The sequence below is a fragment of the Niabella insulisoli genome (assembly GCF_039652435.2).
Taxonomy (GTDB): Bacteria; Bacteroidota; Bacteroidia; order Chitinophagales; family Chitinophagaceae; genus Niabella; species Niabella insulamsoli.
The window spans coordinates 2,059,556-2,075,114 of the sequence record NZ_CP190246.1 but is presented as its reverse complement, the minus strand read 5'-3'; the positions used below and the strand labels follow the sequence as shown (position 1 = coordinate 2,075,114).

General features: G+C 41.5%; 16 protein-coding genes and 1 tRNA gene. 4 read left to right on the top strand and 13 right to left on the bottom strand.

Annotated features, from left to right (window positions below; translation table 11 throughout):
• Positions 1 to 99 precede the first annotated feature (99 nt).
• Positions 100 to 888 carry an endonuclease/exonuclease/phosphatase family protein gene (locus tag ABDK00_RS08825; RefSeq protein WP_346238411.1) on the top strand — a complete coding sequence of 263 codons (789 nt, stop codon included), beginning with the start codon at positions 100 to 102 and terminating at the stop codon, positions 886 to 888.
• Between the two features lie 93 nt (positions 889 to 981).
• A complete protein-coding gene (locus ABDK00_RS08820; RefSeq protein WP_346238412.1) occupies positions 982 to 2,067 on the top strand; it encodes an AI-2E family transporter in 1,086 nt (361 codons plus the stop codon).
• Here the strand turns inward: ABDK00_RS08820 and ABDK00_RS08815 are convergent.
• Genes ABDK00_RS08815 through ABDK00_RS08805 form a run of 3 tightly spaced genes read right to left on the bottom strand, consistent with a single transcriptional unit; the run spans position 2,057 to position 4,218 of the window.
• A complete protein-coding gene (locus tag ABDK00_RS08815) occupies positions 2,057 to 2,536 on the bottom strand; it encodes an NUDIX domain-containing protein (protein WP_346238413.1) in 480 nt (159 codons plus the stop codon). The genes ABDK00_RS08820 and ABDK00_RS08815 overlap by 11 nt on opposite strands.
• Positions 2,537 to 2,548: 12 nt before the next feature.
• Positions 2,549 to 3,322 carry a diaminopimelate epimerase gene (gene dapF / locus ABDK00_RS08810; RefSeq protein ID WP_346238414.1) on the bottom strand — a complete coding sequence of 258 codons (774 nt, stop codon included), beginning with the start codon at positions 3,320 to 3,322 and terminating at the stop codon, positions 2,549 to 2,551.
• Between the two features lie 26 nt (positions 3,323 to 3,348).
• Positions 3,349 to 4,218, bottom strand: a complete 870-nt coding sequence (locus ABDK00_RS08805) for a nucleoside phosphorylase (protein WP_346238415.1) — start codon at positions 4,216 to 4,218, stop codon at positions 3,349 to 3,351.
• 94 nt (positions 4,219 to 4,312) lie between these two features.
• Between ABDK00_RS08805 and ABDK00_RS08800 the strand changes: the two genes are divergently transcribed.
• A tRNA-Cys gene (locus tag ABDK00_RS08800) sits at positions 4,313 to 4,383 on the top strand.
• Positions 4,384 to 4,416: 33 nt separating this feature from the next.
• Here ABDK00_RS08800 and ABDK00_RS08795 read toward each other — a convergent pair.
• From ABDK00_RS08795 to ABDK00_RS08775, 5 genes are read right to left on the bottom strand one after another with little or no spacing between them, the layout of a single operon-like run.
• Positions 4,417 to 4,983, bottom strand: a complete 567-nt coding sequence (locus ABDK00_RS08795) for a DUF4256 domain-containing protein (RefSeq protein ID WP_346238416.1) — start codon at positions 4,981 to 4,983, stop codon at positions 4,417 to 4,419.
• Positions 4,980 to 5,405, bottom strand: coding sequence for a DoxX family protein (locus tag ABDK00_RS08790; RefSeq protein WP_346238417.1), 426 nt, complete (start codon positions 5,403 to 5,405; stop codon positions 4,980 to 4,982). Before ABDK00_RS08790 ends, ABDK00_RS08795 begins: the two co-directional genes overlap by 4 nt.
• 53 nt (positions 5,406 to 5,458) lie before the next feature.
• Complete coding sequence (locus tag ABDK00_RS08785; RefSeq protein WP_346238418.1) at positions 5,459 to 6,046, bottom strand: YdeI/OmpD-associated family protein; 588 nt, start codon at positions 6,044 to 6,046, stop codon at positions 5,459 to 5,461.
• A gap of 5 nt (positions 6,047 to 6,051) precedes the next feature.
• A complete protein-coding gene (locus tag ABDK00_RS08780) occupies positions 6,052 to 6,519 on the bottom strand; it encodes an SRPBCC family protein (protein WP_346238419.1) in 468 nt (155 codons plus the stop codon).
• Positions 6,520 to 6,522: 3 nt separating this feature from the next.
• On the bottom strand, positions 6,523 to 6,846 hold the full coding sequence (locus ABDK00_RS08775) for a metalloregulator ArsR/SmtB family transcription factor (protein WP_346238420.1): 324 nt from the start codon (positions 6,844 to 6,846) through the stop codon (positions 6,523 to 6,525).
• 116 nt (positions 6,847 to 6,962) lie between these two features.
• Between ABDK00_RS08775 and ABDK00_RS08770 the strand changes: the two genes are divergently transcribed.
• Complete coding sequence (locus ABDK00_RS08770; RefSeq protein ID WP_346238421.1) at positions 6,963 to 8,399, top strand: sulfatase; 1,437 nt, start codon at positions 6,963 to 6,965, stop codon at positions 8,397 to 8,399.
• Between the two features lie 49 nt (positions 8,400 to 8,448).
• On the opposite strand, the gene ABDK00_RS08765 is transcribed toward ABDK00_RS08770, so the two are convergent.
• The 5 genes from ABDK00_RS08765 to ABDK00_RS08745 all read right to left on the bottom strand — a co-directional run bounded on the left by ABDK00_RS08765 (position 8,449) and on the right by ABDK00_RS08745 (position 15,501).
• Positions 8,449 to 10,239 (bottom strand): hypothetical protein, encoded by a 1,791-nt coding sequence (locus ABDK00_RS08765; protein ID WP_346238422.1) that lies wholly within the window; start codon positions 10,237 to 10,239, stop codon positions 8,449 to 8,451.
• Positions 10,240 to 11,871: 1,632 nt separating this feature from the next.
• A complete protein-coding gene (locus ABDK00_RS08760; RefSeq protein WP_346238423.1) occupies positions 11,872 to 12,417 on the bottom strand; it encodes a hypothetical protein in 546 nt (181 codons plus the stop codon).
• A gap of 11 nt (positions 12,418 to 12,428) precedes the next feature.
• Positions 12,429 to 13,622: a hypothetical protein gene (locus tag ABDK00_RS08755; RefSeq protein ID WP_346238424.1), complete on the bottom strand. Its 1,194-nt coding sequence runs from the start codon at positions 13,620 to 13,622 to the stop codon at positions 12,429 to 12,431.
• A gap of 79 nt (positions 13,623 to 13,701) precedes the next feature.
• Positions 13,702 to 14,412 (bottom strand): hypothetical protein, encoded by a 711-nt coding sequence (locus tag ABDK00_RS08750; RefSeq protein WP_346238425.1) that lies wholly within the window; start codon positions 14,410 to 14,412, stop codon positions 13,702 to 13,704.
• A gap of 3 nt (positions 14,413 to 14,415) precedes the next feature.
• Positions 14,416 to 15,501, bottom strand: coding sequence for a reverse transcriptase domain-containing protein (locus ABDK00_RS08745; protein ID WP_346238426.1), 1,086 nt, complete (start codon positions 15,499 to 15,501; stop codon positions 14,416 to 14,418).
• Positions 15,502 to 15,559 lie beyond the last annotated feature (58 nt).

Sequence of the window (15,559 nt, the reverse complement as noted above, 5' to 3'; positions counted from 1 at the left end):
CCAGAAATTCCAGTGCTATGAAATAAGTAAGGCCCGCCTGCCGGCTGATTGCAACGTAGCAAGCGACGGTGATCATGGCTTTACAATAAACCTTTAAATATGAAATGTCTTTGCTTTTATGTTAGTGTTATTTTTTTCTCATTGATGGCGATGCCCTCCTCTGCACAGCGATCTCTGAAAGTGATGAGCTATAATATTCATCATTGTAATCCACCTTCCAAACCCGATCTTATTGATGTGGATGCGATTGCAAAAGCGATCAGCAAGCAGCAGCCCGACCTGGTGGCCTTGCAGGAAGTAGATGTGAACACCGGCAGAAGCGGGCGGATCGACGAAGCGGTTTTACTGGCGCAAAAAACCGGCATGAAAGCCTTTTATTTTGCAAAGGCCATTGATCATGACGGTGGCGATTATGGCGTGGCCATTCTTTCAAAATATCCGCTGTCGGAAACACAAACTTTTCGTTTGCCCATGGATTCGGCGACAAAAGGGGAACGCCGAGTATTGGCTCAGGCCGTTGTAACACTTCCGAATGGACAGAAAATTATTTTTGCAAGCACACATCTCGACGCTCAAAAACAGCCTACCAACCGTTTGCTTCAAATTGAAGCGATCAATAAGATCAGTGGCGGTTATAAATTGCCTTATATCATCGGCGGTGATTTTAACGCCGAGCAACATTCTGAAGTTATCAAAATACTGGACAAAAAATTTGTCAGAACCTGTAGCGACTGCAAGCCCACGATCCCTGTTATCAATCCAAGAAAGGCGATCGATTTTCTGGCCTTCAAAAGAGGCGGGCACTTTAAAGTAATTCATCACGAAGTTGTGGATGAATCCTACGCATCCGACCACCTTCCTATTGTGGCGCAGTTGGAACTAAAATAGCTGATAATGGCTGGCCAATAAATTGGTATGATTTTTAATATATAGATAGTAATCCTATATCTTTATAAACGAACCCGCTTATTCCAAATCACTATGTCGCAACAACTATTTAACCAACGGATCAAACAAATTTTAATCCTGGCTATCATATTACTGCTGATCGTTACAGTAATCAAAGAGTTGGTAGCTTTTTTACCCGGCCTGTTGGGTGCGGTGACCTTGTACGTTGTAAGCCGGAAAAGATATTTTCAATTGGTGTATGAGAAAAAATGGAAGAAGGGCTGGACGGCTCTGGGTTTCATCATATTCTATCTGATTGTTATCGGCATTCCCATTAGCCTGGCGATAACATTAATCAGCCCGAAAATCAACGCCGTACTGGAAGATCCCAATCGCATCCTTGAATCAGCCAAACAAACCATTAGCGTTATTCAGGGAAAAGTTGGCTTCAACCTCATTTCAGAAAATACCTTGTCGAATGTGGTTAATAAAATCACAGCCTTTGTTCCCAAAGTGTTGAATAGCACGCTAAACCTAGTTTCGAACCTGGCCATCATGCTATTCATTCTTTATTATATGTTTTACAATGGCGCTCAAATTGAAAAATATTTAAGCAAGGCTGTTCCGCTGAAAAGAAGAAATGTAAAAATGCTTTCGGACGAAACGAAAAAAGTGGTGATTGCCAACGCGCTTGGTATCCCGCTTATATCGGTTATCCAGGGTATTGTAGCCACCGTAGGTTATGTATTATTTGGTGTGGAAGACTGGGGATTATATGGATTTCTGACGGGGGTGTGTGCGTTCTTTCCTGTAGTGGGAACCATGATTGTGTGGGTTCCGGTTACGATCTATATGTTTGCCACAGGCGATACGCTGAATGCAAGTTTGCTTTTACTCTACCACATCGTAATTACCGGCAACGTTGATTATGTGGCCAGAATTACTTTACTGAAAAGAATAGGGGACACCCATCCGGTGATTACTATTATGGGTGTGCTCCTCGGCTTAAGCCTTTTTGGCTTTGTGGGTTTAGTCTTCGGGCCGCTTTTATTAAGCTATCTGATCGTGCTTTATGATATCTATATGAATGAATTTGTTCACGATTATCCTGACGATCCGACCGACGAAAAGCCAGATAGATTGTCTCCCGATCTTATTGACGAACACCCTAAAAAATAAAAGGCTCGGCTGTTGCGTATTTTTCCTTTACCAACCGGGCTACTACTTTGTCGATAGGCAGCGACATGACGTTTTCATCAAAAAACTCCCAATCGACAAACCTGAAGATTTCTGCAATCTCTTTGGGATAGACAGGTCCTTTATTATTCACATAAACGCGGAGCGGCTCCAAGGGTTTTATTAAATAATAAACAGATATGATCTGATGTTCAGGATTAAACGCAGATTGTTGAAAAAAGTCGGTGGTATAAATATGATCGACCACAGTAACATCAATACCTAGTTCTTCTTTACTCTCCCTGATCACGCAATCCCTGGTTCCTTCGCCCAACTCAAGCCCGCCGCCGGGAAATTTTGTTACTTCCAGGTTTTGATAATAAATGCGCTCATCGCTGACCAATACCTGTTTTTGATCATTCATTAATACACCATAAACACGCAGGTTGATGGAGGTGATTGCCGTCGTCATGAATTGCCTTATTTAGATAGGAAAAGTGCCTGAGAATACTTTTTGCGCAGGCCCTTTCAGCCAGATATTGTCATAACTGCCGTCGGCGTTCCGGTTAAAACTGATATTAAGCCGCCCGCCCAGCACCTCAATGTCGATCGAATTTTCGCCTGTTTCGTTATAATAGTTTACCAACGCCGCCGCCGTCGCTCCGGTTCCGCAGGAAAAAGTTTCATCTTCCACGCCGCGCTCGTAGGTCCTGACTTTCAAGCTTTGATGGTTGATTACTTCAACAAAATTTACGTTCACGCCAGCTTCTTTAAAGGTTTCGCTGTAACGAATGTCGCGGCCCTCATTAACAACTTGCACGGCCGCTACATCAGCCACTTTTTTTACATAGTGTGGTGAACCCGTATCGAGCAACGCGTAGTTTTCAAAATGCTGCACCGCAGCAACATCACTCATTTTTAACGACACCCAATCTTTCTCAATATGAGCAAGATGAATACCGTCAACTGCTAAAAAATTAAAGTCACTTTTGCTAATGCCAATATCGTGGGCAAATTGTACAATACACCTGCCTCCGTTACCGCACATACTTCCTTCGCGGCCATCAGCATTGTAATAAATCATTTCAAAATCGTAACCTGATTTATTATTTAACAGCATAAAACCATCGGCCCCCACACCAAACCTGCGGTCACAGATATGCTGAATCGTTTGCTGCGACAAAGCGCTGTGATTAACTTCCCGATTATCGACAATCACAAAATCATTCCCAGTTCCCTGGTATTTATAAAAACGCATATTTTCTTTTATCTAATTAAACATTCTTAAAGATCGGCCACAAATATCTCCAAAAATTTTTGGATCAGCTTTTCAACAGCTGCTTTTCCGTCTTTACTAAATTCTTTTTTTACCCGATTGGCGACAATCGCGTTTAACGCCAGGCAATGATGGCCAAGCAATTTTCCCAACCCGTAAATAGCGGCAGTTTCCATTTCAAAATTCGTAATGCGATGCTGGCCAAAACTAAAATCGGTAAGCCGGTCGATGAGGTTGGGATTACTGATGCCCAACCGCAGCACTCTGCCCTGGGGCCCGTAAAAGCCGGGACAGGTTACTGTGATACCCTGATGAAATGCCTGCGTAAAATTTTTAAGCAGGGAAGGGGCGGCGCCGGTGATATATGGTGCGCCCTTCATCTGAACATGAGTAATAAAAGATTGCAGTAACTGCGTTTCCTCGCCATTGGCTTCATGCAAATAAAAATTCAACAGGTTATCAATGCCCAGCCCATGGGTAGAAGCTACAAAATCATCCACTTCAATATCGCCCTGCAAAGCGCCGGAAGTACCCACTCGAATAATATTAATTGCGCGAAGCTGATCCTTTACCGTTCTGCTTTCAAAATCGATATTAACCAAAGCATCAAGTTCGTTCATCACAATATCAATGTTGTCGGGCCCAATGCCGGACGAAAGCACGGTAAGCCGCTTGCCCCCAATGTTGCCCGTGTGCGAGATAAACTCGCGGTGCGCGCGTTGCACTTCAATGTTGTCAAAATACTTGCTGAATTCTTTCACCCGGTCGGGATCGCCAACGGTAACGACTGTGCCAGCAATTTCTTCGGGGCGCAGATCAAGATGGTAGACCGCGCCACGCTCATTGAGGATCAACTCGCTTTCTGCTATCCTGCTCATAAATTTTGACGTTTAAATTTAAAAATGTTATCAAAAATACCCTATTTTTGCAAGCCTTCAAAAGGTTTACCTTTTCGAAGCATTCACTAAAGAAGGTCTCGTGGCCGAGTGGCTAGGCAGAGCTCTGCAAAAGCTCGTACAGCGGTTCGAATCCGCTCGAGACCTCACAAAAAAACCGCAGTTTCCTGCGGTTTTTTTTTATATCCTTAGTAGGCCCCGGAAGCCCCGGGCGGCATAATAAGATTCGGCGCCGTTGTGATACACAAACACATGATCGTAGCGCCGGTCGCAAAACAAAGCGCCTCCCAGCTTGCGGATAGCGGCTGGCGTTGCAATCCAACTTGAAGTTTTTAAATCAACCGGCTGTAGCTCCTGCAGCATCCTGTACTGTATTTCATCCAATATTTCAATACCCATTTCCCTGGCCATGCCTATTGCACTGTCCTTTGGCTTATGCTCTTTTCTCGACTCGAGCGCCTGAGGATCGTAGCAAAGACTTCTGCGGCCTTTAGGGCTTTCAACCGAACAGTCGCAATAGAGAAACGTGTCGGTTGCATTATCATAACCAATAACATCAGGTTCGCCTTCTGTGAGGTCCATTTCATTTAAAGACCAAAGTTTCTTTTTATTTTTCTTTAACCTGGCTTCAATGTCATGCCATGCGATCCCTTTGTGGCGATAACTATTTTTTTCAAAACGCTTTTGGAGCGCCTGGAGCAATCCGTCAAATTCCGATAATGCGGCTTCTTTTATTTTTTTACTCATAACGATAGGCTTTTACTGTCTTTAAAGTTAGGAGAAATAATACGACGTTGCGGCGGCCTGAAGGCCCGGGAAATGATCGTTAACGCCAATAGCAGGAGGGGAGGGAAGATGGTTGTCGGCGGGTCGCCGGAAAATAGATGAGAAGCGATGGCGCCCGACATAGCAAAAAAGAAACCGGCGTAAGCCCACTCTTTCAGCAGCGGGAATCCCGGGATGAGTATCGCCACAACGCCCAGCAATTTCCAAATCCCGATGATGGTTAAAAAGTAGAGCGGATAGCCGAGATCCCGCATGCTTGCGGTTTCTTCCTCCATTTGCAAGAGCTGTACGATGCCGGTGGACACCATTCCCAGGGCCAGCCAGAGCGTAGCGATCCAATAAATGATTTTTCGGCTTTTTGTGGATTGAGCTGAATATGACATGGAAATTTTTTTTAGTAATTTTTAATATGAGGCACGATCGACCTTTCTGGATATTAATCGTTGAGGCCCCGGCCGTCCATGATGTTTTTGATGTTTTTTTCTATGCGCGCTTCCCGGGTGGCCGTTTGTTTGGCCTGCGAAAAATGAAGCAAATAGCCGCGTTGCCGGCCCGGCGTCAAACCCTCGAATGCTTTTTTCAACGCCGCATCTTTTTTAAGCCTGGCAGCGAACTCCTCGGGCATATCAAATTCTTTGGTTTTTTTCATCTTCACCTGAAGGCCCGATTTTTCAATCTCCACGGCTTCGTAGATATAAGCTTTAATGAGAGCTTCCTGTTGGGTCACTTCGTCGGCATCGGTAAACCGCAATTGCCGCGCAGACTGAACATTTTTTGTTTGTTGAACGAGGATCTTTTTACGGTCCTGCAAAAGCGCTCCCTTGAAAAAAAGATAAGCGCAATACTCTTTAAAAACATGGATCAGTACAATATTCTTTCCGTCGAAGATATAACAGGGACAGCCCCATTTTAGTACTTCTTCCAGTCCGCAGGCTAATGCAATTTTTCGCATACGTTGCAATGCCAGCTGCCATTTATTATCTTTTTCGAAGTAAAAATCTACTTTTGGATTGGGGATGGTCATGGGGCTTATTTTAATGAATCAAAAATTTCCTGCAACCGGTTATGGGCCATATTTAATCCGAAGGCAAAAGGCAGTTTTAGCTGGCGTTCGCGATGTTGCGGCGAACGGTAGATGATTTGCATGGTTAGCTTGCTACTCGCATCGGCGACCGCTTCAAAGTGTAAAAATTCGAGCTGGGTTTCGAAGCCCGGCATATTCATTTCAAAGGTGCGGATGATGCTTTGATGCTCGACCAGCTCATGATGGACGCCGCCAGCCGTAAAAACCACCTGTCCTTTGGGATCGCTGGTTTCGAATTCAAACGCACCCGATCTTTTGAGTTCAAATTGAAGCACTTTGGTACCCATCCATTGTTCAATAATATCCGGCGTGGTATAGGCTTCGTAAAGCAGGACCACGGGGAGATCAAAACTGCGGGTGATCATGATATCCTGTCTGCCTGCTTCGGCAAGCACATGCGTCTTTCTTTCCATGGTTTATTTTTTAGAATGGCGCGATCGCATGATCGACTCAAGTTTATTAAATCTGTTATCCCACATTTTTCGGAAGGGTTCGATAAAATCAGATACTTCTTTCATTTTCTCAGGATTGAAATGATAATAAATTTCGCGGCCGTTGTACTCTTGTTCCAATAGTTCACAGGTAGTAAGAATTTGTAAATGTTTGGAAACTGTCGGTCGTGCCGTGTCAAAATTGGCCGCAATAGCGCCCGCTGTCATTGCTTTGGTCGCTACCAGCATAAGGATGGCGCGTCGGGTTGGATCGGCAATCGCCTGGAAAACGTCTCTTCGTAAATTCATGATGTAGCTATTTGACTACAAATATATATGTAGCTATTTAACTACGCAAATTTTTTTAGGGCAGATGTTTATGTCGCGGTTCAAAGCGGTATCTTGCAGCAAACAACAGCCTTCATATGAATCGTTTTCTTTTTTGCTGCTATATGCTTTTCCCCATTATTGCATTTTCTCAATCCACGAAGCCTAATATTCTTTTTTGTATTGCCGACGATTGGGGATGGCCACATGCAGGTGTTTATGGAGATCAAGTGGTAAAGACACCGGCTTTTGATCAGTTGGCTGCGAACGGAATTCTTTTTGAGGAGGCTTTTGTTTCCAGTCCTTCCTGCACGCCCAGCCGCGGCGCGGTGTTGTCGGGCCAGCATTTCTTCCGGTTGGGGCAGGGCGCCAATCTTTGGTCAACGCTTAACAAAAGTATTCCGGTATACCCGTTGCTTCTTGAAGAAGCGGGTTATTTTGTCGGCTCCTGGCGCAAAGCCTGGGGACCCGGGGATCTCCGGGCGGGAGGTTATGGCGATGTCAATCCTGCCGGCAAGGTTTTTAAAGGCGGCCTTGAAGCTTTTCTGCAGCAAAAGCCCGACGATCAGCCATTCTGCTTTTGGCTGGGTTCTCCCGATCCGCACCGGCCCTACGACAAGGGCATAGGAAAAAGATCGGGCATACATCCTGACCGGATAAAAGTTCCGGCTTTTTATCCTGATGTAGACGAGATTAAAAATGATTTGGCGGATTACTATTTTGAAGTGCAGCGGTTTGACAGTGATATTGCAAAAGCTATTGAAGTGTTAAGACAGCATCAACTTTTGGAAAATACGATTATTGTAGTGACGGGAGATCATGGGATGCCTTTTCCGCGGTGCAAAGGAAATTTATATGATATGGGGGCGCGCGTACCGCTGGTAATCAGCTGGCCCGCACAAATTAAAAAGAACCGTGTTTTTGATGGCGTTGTCTCGTTGACAGATCTGGCGCCTACTTTCCTGGAGGCGGCCGGTGTGGCCATTCCCGAGACTGTAACGGGCCATTCCTTATTGGGATTGTGCAAAAATGAAAACATGGAGACAGCAGCCAAACAAAGACAACAAGTAATATTCGGAAGGGAACGGCATACGCCGGCGCAGGAGCGGCCTTCGCTCAACGGTTATCCGTCGCGGGCGCTTAGAACGCAAGAATATTTGCTGATTAAAAATTACAAACCGGAACGGTGGCCAGCCGGCGCGCCAACCAATAGCACGCATCCCATCGGATCCTTTGCAGACTGTGATGATGGCCCGACAAAGTCATATTTGATCGCGCATCAGGCCAACAAAGAAATCGCTCCATTTTTCAATCTGTCCTTTGCCAAAAGGCCTGCTGTTGAATTATATCAGATCAAGACTGATCCTTACCAGATCCACAATCTCGCAGACGACCCAAAATTTGCGGATGTAAAGCAGCGCCTTTTAAAAGAATTGGAATCGGAACTGGAAAAGGCAAAAGATCCGCGCGTGTTAACGCCCGACCCTCCATTTGACCATTATCCTTATTTAAGTCAGTACCAGTTGAAAAACTAGATTTTAAATATAGCATCTTATTTCTGGAACTTTGTAGTAAGCACTGACCTTATTTTTTCTGCTCTGCCTTGATTATGTTAAAGTAGGCTACTTCACCGTCTTTTGAGACCTCTGCGACTCTGACATAAATCGTTTTGTTGTTATCAATCGGGACAGAACTGTCATTTTTCGTACATGAAATAAAAAATAACCCACAGCTTAGCCCAAAAACTGCCAGTGACAAAACGTTGACTTTTCTGCGGAAAAATAAACCGGTCACTAAAAGCAAGATCGAAAATCCACCCATTAATGCGTTACCAACAGCAATCGAAAATTCATAGTTGAGGGGTCCTGAACTATTAACACCATTCGATTTGGAACGCAACGATCCGATTTTAGTAAACTCGACACCATCCGTTGAAGCCTCGATGTCAAAGTGGTCATTATTTGTCTCGCTGAGTGTCGTCCATTTTACGCTTAATATTCCTTCTGTTAATGAAGCACTCATAGCCCCCATGGTTACAGGAAGAGTAGTACCTTCAGCCAGGCCAAAGTTTTGATGGGTCACGCCGGCTGTCCCGATATGAACGGTAAGGTTGCCGTCAATGGTACCATCGCCTGAGCCCGTATTGTCTGTTCCATTTTCTCCGGTCAGATGCCAGTTTGCCGGCGCCGTTGTTGTAATGGCACTGGCGTTTGACCCGACCGGTTGATTGGCCATAGTAGACAGTCGTAAGGTATAGGTGGAATTACTGCTTGCATCCATCGAATAAGACCCGTTACTGTTGACCTTGGAAAAATTGGCTACTTTACCAGCCTCGTCAATAAGATAAATATATAAATCGTTATCCGCTGCCGGATTTTTACCGCTCGCTTCGTCACCATCAATACGTGTATTTGCGTTCACATCGTTAAAAACGTTACCGGATACTGGGAAAACGCAGGTATTGAACTTGTTATTTTCACCGGTAAAGTCGATATAGATTCCGTTGAAGTTACCGGGATAGTAATAAAACGCATCCCATGTTCTGTTAGACCAGGATAATACGATATTCGTTGTTGCTGGCGATGCTGGAACGCCCTGTATGGCTGAGTAATTATAATTATCGATTCCCGAAGAGAAGAAATAAGTATACCCGGTTGTAGGCATACGATCCCAGGCCAAAGGATTAATATAGTTAGAGCCATTATAGCTATTATCTGCAGGCCGCGTCGTTTTGGTGTAAATGAGGGTGGGTACCGAATAGTGCGCTGTATAAAATCCGGCTGTCCAAACGAAGTCGTCTCGATATCCTCCTCCTTCGACAACGGGATTCGTAGCAAAGGGGGCATTTGCTCGCGGATCCGTATAAGCTGTGCTGGCGTCATTGATTCCATCACCATCAATATCATTGATCTGCTGTAATGCATTTAATGCAATCGGGGTACCTCCGCTAAAAGTGGTGGTGCTATATCTTTGTCCGTCTCCCCGGAAAAAATCAGTTTGTATCCTATAAATCCTTTCATATCCACCGCCAGCAAATAGCAGCGAGTTGGAATAGCTTGCATCGGTTGAGCGTGTTAAACTTCCGAGGGTAGTGGGCTCAACAGTGGCAGCAGGCTTATTCCACCATCTAACCGTTACAACTGCATCAACCGGCACCGACACGCCGTTCTCGGTAATGCAGCCTGCGCCTCGCTGAACAGCCGTGAATAAGATGCCGTCGGTTGTTTCGCCCTGCAGGCCGCTGCTGCTTCGATCAATCCGTCGATCGTAAATTGCGACAGAGCTAAAAAATTTAATGGGAGTGTAGCTAAAGCTGGTACCATTGCCCAAACATTGTGTGACCGTACATTGGGCGTCAGCAAAATAATGCAACACTGCAAAGAGAGCTAATAAAATTAATTTTTTCATATAAATGATAAAATTTGTTAGGCTAGAACGGCTATAAAAAATTCTTAAGCAAACACCAGCCCAAGAGCTTATTGGGTAAGAACGCGCAAACCTCCCATAAATAGCGCATAATTTTATAAACTGTTCGATGAACGCCGTGCAATTTTCGACGAGCAAGGATAATTAGAAGATAAAAACATTAAAGGAAACTCTTTACAAGAGCGGTTTCAAAAGGATAAAATAGAGATTGTTTTAGGTGGCTACATTATGTTAAGTAACTTATTTCTTTTCCACTTTTTGCTTGTCCAAAAAGTGGAGCAAAAAAGACCCCGGAAATCGGTTGCCGGGGCGATTTCCGGAGGGAATATCTATTGAGCCGTATGCTTGGCCAGTCAGCTTATGAATATTTGCTTACGCCTGCTCGGCTATAACCTGATGATAGCAGAATATTTTGGTTGGCGGGACCGGCCTTTGAAAAAATGGCGTGAAGAACATTGTGCAGGAAGCCGTCCGTACCTTCTTGGCACGGAAAAGCCGCCGCTGTTTGAGCCCAGCACGCTCTATAATTTATAATGAGTTTTCGGGCGAGTTCGGCGGGTTTAGGCTTCCTGTGCGATTTTTAGCCAATTTTTTCAAAGGCCTTGATTTTTTGGTTCTTTTGCATCAAGGCAAAAGAACGATAACAACCGCGAGCGACCATAAAAAAGAAGCATTTGCAAAAAAAGCAAAAATTTTAAAGACGCTATAAACACAGCGTGAATATGGGTGCAGTAAAAACTTCCTGTGTAAGTTCAGTTCGACACAGGAGTTTTGACCAGACCATGGAGCGCCTGCCACTACGGCTATTTACCCGCAAAGGGCTGCACTAATGTATTTTCAAAACCAAATTTCAATGTTGTATAAATATTCTTGCGGCCCGCAAATCGGGTTTGCAGCCCACAGACATAATGACTCATTATAGGACAAACCACAAGAGCCGAACTGATCGAAAATCAAAAGTTCAATAGCAGTACAAAAAAACACAGCCGTCATTTTTCCTATAATTTCGCGTTATGTTACAATATCCGATCCTTTAAAATTTTGCCTTCTGTGTGTTGGCTAAATGCGTGATGGGATAGGAGCGGCATCCTTTTGGGGCCTGGGTTGTGGCCCTTAATAGGAGCATTATTCTTTATTTTTTCTTACCTTATTTTTAGAAAGAAAGTTCGTTATCCAGCACCAAAAGATACAGCGGATAGCCCGACCCCTGCCCGCCAAATATCAATAACAAATAGGGCAGGGGGCACGCCCTCATCGACAACAATATGCCTGAAAATATGCCTAACGGACAGACGACAATAACAACCCGCTATACGCTTGGGTGGTGGGTGGGCATAGGTGTTAGCGGCGAAGCCGCATAACAAAAATAGCTCCATGTAAGGATTAAAATTGCGGTTCACTTTAAGCAATTTTGAATCTTTACATACCATTGTTTAAGAAAAAATGGGTAAAGCCTTCGTAGGCTTTGCGGGGTAGCGGCTTTGCCTATTTTGAATACATAAGATGCAGACGTTAATAAATACTAGGTATGAATAAAAATAGAGGCCGTAATTAACGACCTCTATAAACATTTTTTGATTATTATTTCTCACTCAATTTCTTCATTGCATTGGCAACACTCAATGTTGTCTTATCATACTCTTCATGCCCATAGCCATGTCGTTCATTTAGTTCATAAAACTCACGATAAATATTAAAAGGATTTTGCGATTCGGCTACCCATTTAATTATAATATCTAATATCTCATTCATAACCGGTTGATAGGTCATTCTGCCATCAGACTTCCTAATACCGTTGTTATCAGATTTACGTTTACCTAAGTTCAGAAAAATATTCTTTTCATCATAAATAATATCTCTTACTTCTTTAAAATCTGCACCCTTAGGCAAATAATCCATCAAAAGCTTTCTTATACCACGATAATAGATGTTATACTTCTCTTCAGGATTCTCAAATTCTTTACCAATAAGCTCTTTTAGCTCGTCTATTTCATGCAAAGAACCATCTTCGGCACCAATGCTTAATTGCCTGCCAACTTTTTCATTCGCCTTCTGTAACAGTTCCAATCGCTCAATATCTGCCTCAGACAGCCCTTCCTGTTTTTTTGTATTTTTATTGTTCTCCATAATAGTAGGGGTTATTTAATTTCTAAAATCTCTTTAATTCTTTCGCTGGTTTCTTTTATGCTTGTGTCATTCCAAGATATTGGATTCAGTTTTTTTAATGCTTCTTTATAATCAGGATAGAACTCTTTAAAAGCAGCGTGGTATTTTTTCCCATAAAGCTCATCCTGATACCAGGTAAAAAAGGAATACACAATAGATTCGTGAATTTCGTTCTCCCTTGCAAACTTTGATACCAAATAAGGATTATGAATATACTTTTTAATGTAATGAAATTTATCGACCGAAAGGAACAAATCTCTTGGAAATGCATTAGCTTTTTCCTCAATCAGAAATAAATCATCATCTCCTGTTAAATGAAAACGGGTTGTTTCTATAAACTCGAAATCAAACAAAACATGATGCAGCTCGTGCAACAGGGTAAACCAGATAGTGGGATATTTTTTGTTAAAATCTGTTAGTACAATACAAGGTTTTCCATTAACGATAAATGTACCACCTCTAACTTGTGTAGTCGACAAGTAGTCTTGGAAAATCACCGTTACGCCCACGTTATACAAAGCCTTGCACACTATAAAAAGCCCATTATCTACATCTTGTGAATAAGGCTTAATTTTTACAATTAAATCCTTTAACCGATTTCGATCATAGTCGTTAGGATTATTGATTACTTTAAAAGTTTGATAAGCTGACTTGATCCAAAAGTCCTTCATCTTATCCGAAAAATTTCTTTTAGTCCGACTGTATAAAGGTTCTTCAAGCTGGTCTTCAAATTCCTGTATGGAAGAAAATCCAAAAAAGGTCAGTACTTTTTCAACCAGTGCATCTACATCATCATTACTGTGAAAAAAGCCAAGTTTGGTTAGGGTTTTTACATCAAAGTTTTTTAATAAAAAAGTGGCTTTGCGCGCACTATCTATCGAGGCAATATTATCAGTGCTTTGGTTGTTCAAAACAACCTTTATAAAGCTATTAATATCTATTTCTAAAAATTCAGCCAGCTTTACTACATGAATCAAATTAGGCTGCTTGGCAGTACCTGCAATTACTTCATCAAAAACATCCTTGTCTATGTTTAATAGCTTTAATGCTTTCGTTTTAGTAATGCCATACTGTTCCAGCTTTCGCTCAAACAAGGCTTTGATATCAGCACTAGGCTGACTGTCAAAAACTGAATTTAATAAGGAATTTATGTCGAAGCTTTCCAAAACAACGGGTATTTACCCTCAAAATTAAATCAAATTCTTTAATAAAACAAAAAAAAAGAGGGTAATTACCCTCTTTTAATCATTTTATTATCGTTACGTTATCTTCCATGTAACTAAAAAGATAAATTTTATCAAACTTCGAGTGTATAACAGAAAAATCAATAAAATCGGCTCTGTTAGCAGATGCTTCAGTGCCAAAATCGGAAACTAAAAGCAGCCAATTTTCATCATAATTCTTAGGATATTTTGCAATATTATTTTCTTTTTTTGTAATGATGTTTTGAAGCCATTTCATATCAATCCATTCAACTAAATAAGCTCCGAAATGTTGCCAATGGCTAAAATTTTGTGTATTATCGACAGAAAAGCTTTCTATGGTAGGGGACACTTTTTCTTTGCGTCGATTAGATGAAATACGAAATTCAAATTTTCTATTATTAAGATAAATTCGTTCTATCAAATTAAAAACTTCATCAGTATATTTTTCTTCTTCTATTTTCCCTGCTTTAAGCAGAATGTTTCTAAAAGTGAGTAAAGCATAAAGTTTAGCTGAGTATTTTTCCTCAAACTTCTTTTGGGCATTCTTTATAATCCGATCCTTATATTGCTCTACTTGCTGAAGTTTTGGATTAATGAGCCGAGTGTGTTCTATCGAAATTAGTTTTTTATTGATGTTTACTACAAAATCTGGGGTTTCTGAATTTTCTATATCATAAACCAAAAATTTCAGTTTTTTGTTTGAAACGAACTTTTCAAGTTGGTAACGTTCAATCTGTTTTTTCTTATCCATGTATTATATTGGCCATGTGATTTTATTGAAGGAGTCTGTCAGTAATTGTCCTGTTTTGGGTTCTATTGACTTAATGTAATTAATTTTACCTAATAACCATTCTTTATAAAATCCGATTTTCTCAATCTTAAGGAATTTCAGATGCTCTGTTACTCCAAATTTTCTACAACAAAAAATATGCTTTTTTACTTCTTTTTTAAAGGTTCGATGGACATGTACATCGTTTGAAACAGTTAATCCGGTCACCATTTGTTTTCTTCCTTTTTTATATACACCTACCTTATTCCAATTAATATTGAACCCTTCATCTTTAATTATACGTGCTATCAATGTAAGCTTAGGCAATTTTTCAATATCACCAGAGAATGTAAGATCATCGGCATAACGTGAGTATTCTATACCCCTTTTTAAGGCTAATGCGTGCAATCTTTTATCAACTCTATAAAGAATCAGATTTGATAAGGCTGGACTTGTTGGGGCTCCCTGAGGTAATACGGGTTCTCCATCCTTTATAAGCCTTTTATATGCTTTAACCTCTTTGTCAGAAAAAGTATCTAGGTAATCAGAAGGTAAAACAACTGTGGTTAATTGTGCAAGAACTACTGATAGGTTTTTACTATAACCCATAGCTTTAAAAATACCGCTAACTCTTCTCTCTGAAATAGAATCAAAAAATTTCAGTAAATCGATATTTAAAATTGCTTTTGCATTTTTGTGAGGTGTAGCATTATGTAAAATTGATTTGTTCTGCTTAAAGCCATACGCACAACTATGCGACGGTATCTTATTTAAAATTTCTTCGTTTATAAATCGTTGAACGGCTTTCAAATTGCTATATGGAACAACAATTTGTCTAAATCCTTTTCCATTTTTTTTCTTTATTCGATAAAATTTATAGTAAAAGGATCTAAAATCAATTAAATTTCTAATGTCCACATCAAGTAATTGACTTAAATGCGAGGTTGAAAAAATGACGGGTAACCCTTTTGCTTCAAGATTATTTGCGTAGGTAATACAATCGTCAATAAAGGCTTGAGTATGTCCTGCCTCTAATGCTATACGTGTAAAAAGATCCTGGGAAAAAGACATAGTTAATTACTCATTTTTGAATTATCACGTTTAGTGATGTATGTGTAACAGCAGCGTG

Excerpts from the sequence above, each read along its gene's own strand:
- ABDK00_RS08825 (WP_346238411.1), top strand. The coding sequence starts at position 100 with ATGAAATGTCTTTGCTTTTATGTTAGTGTTATTTTTTTCTCATTGATG.
- ABDK00_RS08820 (WP_346238412.1), top strand. The coding sequence starts at position 982 with ATGTCGCAACAACTATTTAACCAACGGATCAAACAAATTTTAATCCTG.
- ABDK00_RS08815 (WP_346238413.1), bottom strand. The coding sequence starts at position 2,536 with ATGACGACGGCAATCACCTCCATCAACCTGCGTGTTTATGGTGTATTA.
- dapF (WP_346238414.1), bottom strand. The coding sequence starts at position 3,322 with ATGCGTTTTTATAAATACCAGGGAACTGGGAATGATTTTGTGATTGTC.
- ABDK00_RS08805 (WP_346238415.1), bottom strand. The coding sequence starts at position 4,218 with ATGAGCAGGATAGCAGAAAGCGAGTTGATCCTCAATGAGCGTGGCGCG.
- ABDK00_RS08795 (WP_346238416.1), bottom strand. The coding sequence starts at position 4,983 with ATGAGTAAAAAAATAAAAGAAGCCGCATTATCGGAATTTGACGGATTG.
- ABDK00_RS08790 (WP_346238417.1), bottom strand. The coding sequence starts at position 5,405 with ATGTCATATTCAGCTCAATCCACAAAAAGCCGAAAAATCATTTATTGG.
- ABDK00_RS08785 (WP_346238418.1), bottom strand. The coding sequence starts at position 6,046 with ATGACCATCCCCAATCCAAAAGTAGATTTTTACTTCGAAAAAGATAAT.
- ABDK00_RS08780 (WP_346238419.1), bottom strand. The coding sequence starts at position 6,519 with ATGGAAAGAAAGACGCATGTGCTTGCCGAAGCAGGCAGACAGGATATC.
- ABDK00_RS08775 (WP_346238420.1), bottom strand. The coding sequence starts at position 6,846 with ATGAATTTACGAAGAGACGTTTTCCAGGCGATTGCCGATCCAACCCGA.
- ABDK00_RS08770 (WP_346238421.1), top strand. The coding sequence starts at position 6,963 with ATGAATCGTTTTCTTTTTTGCTGCTATATGCTTTTCCCCATTATTGCA.
- ABDK00_RS08760 (WP_346238423.1), bottom strand. The coding sequence starts at position 12,417 with ATGGAGAACAATAAAAATACAAAAAAACAGGAAGGGCTGTCTGAGGCA.
- ABDK00_RS08750 (WP_346238425.1), bottom strand. The coding sequence starts at position 14,412 with ATGGATAAGAAAAAACAGATTGAACGTTACCAACTTGAAAAGTTCGTT.
- ABDK00_RS08745 (WP_346238426.1), bottom strand. The coding sequence starts at position 15,501 with ATGTCTTTTTCCCAGGATCTTTTTACACGTATAGCATTAGAGGCAGGA.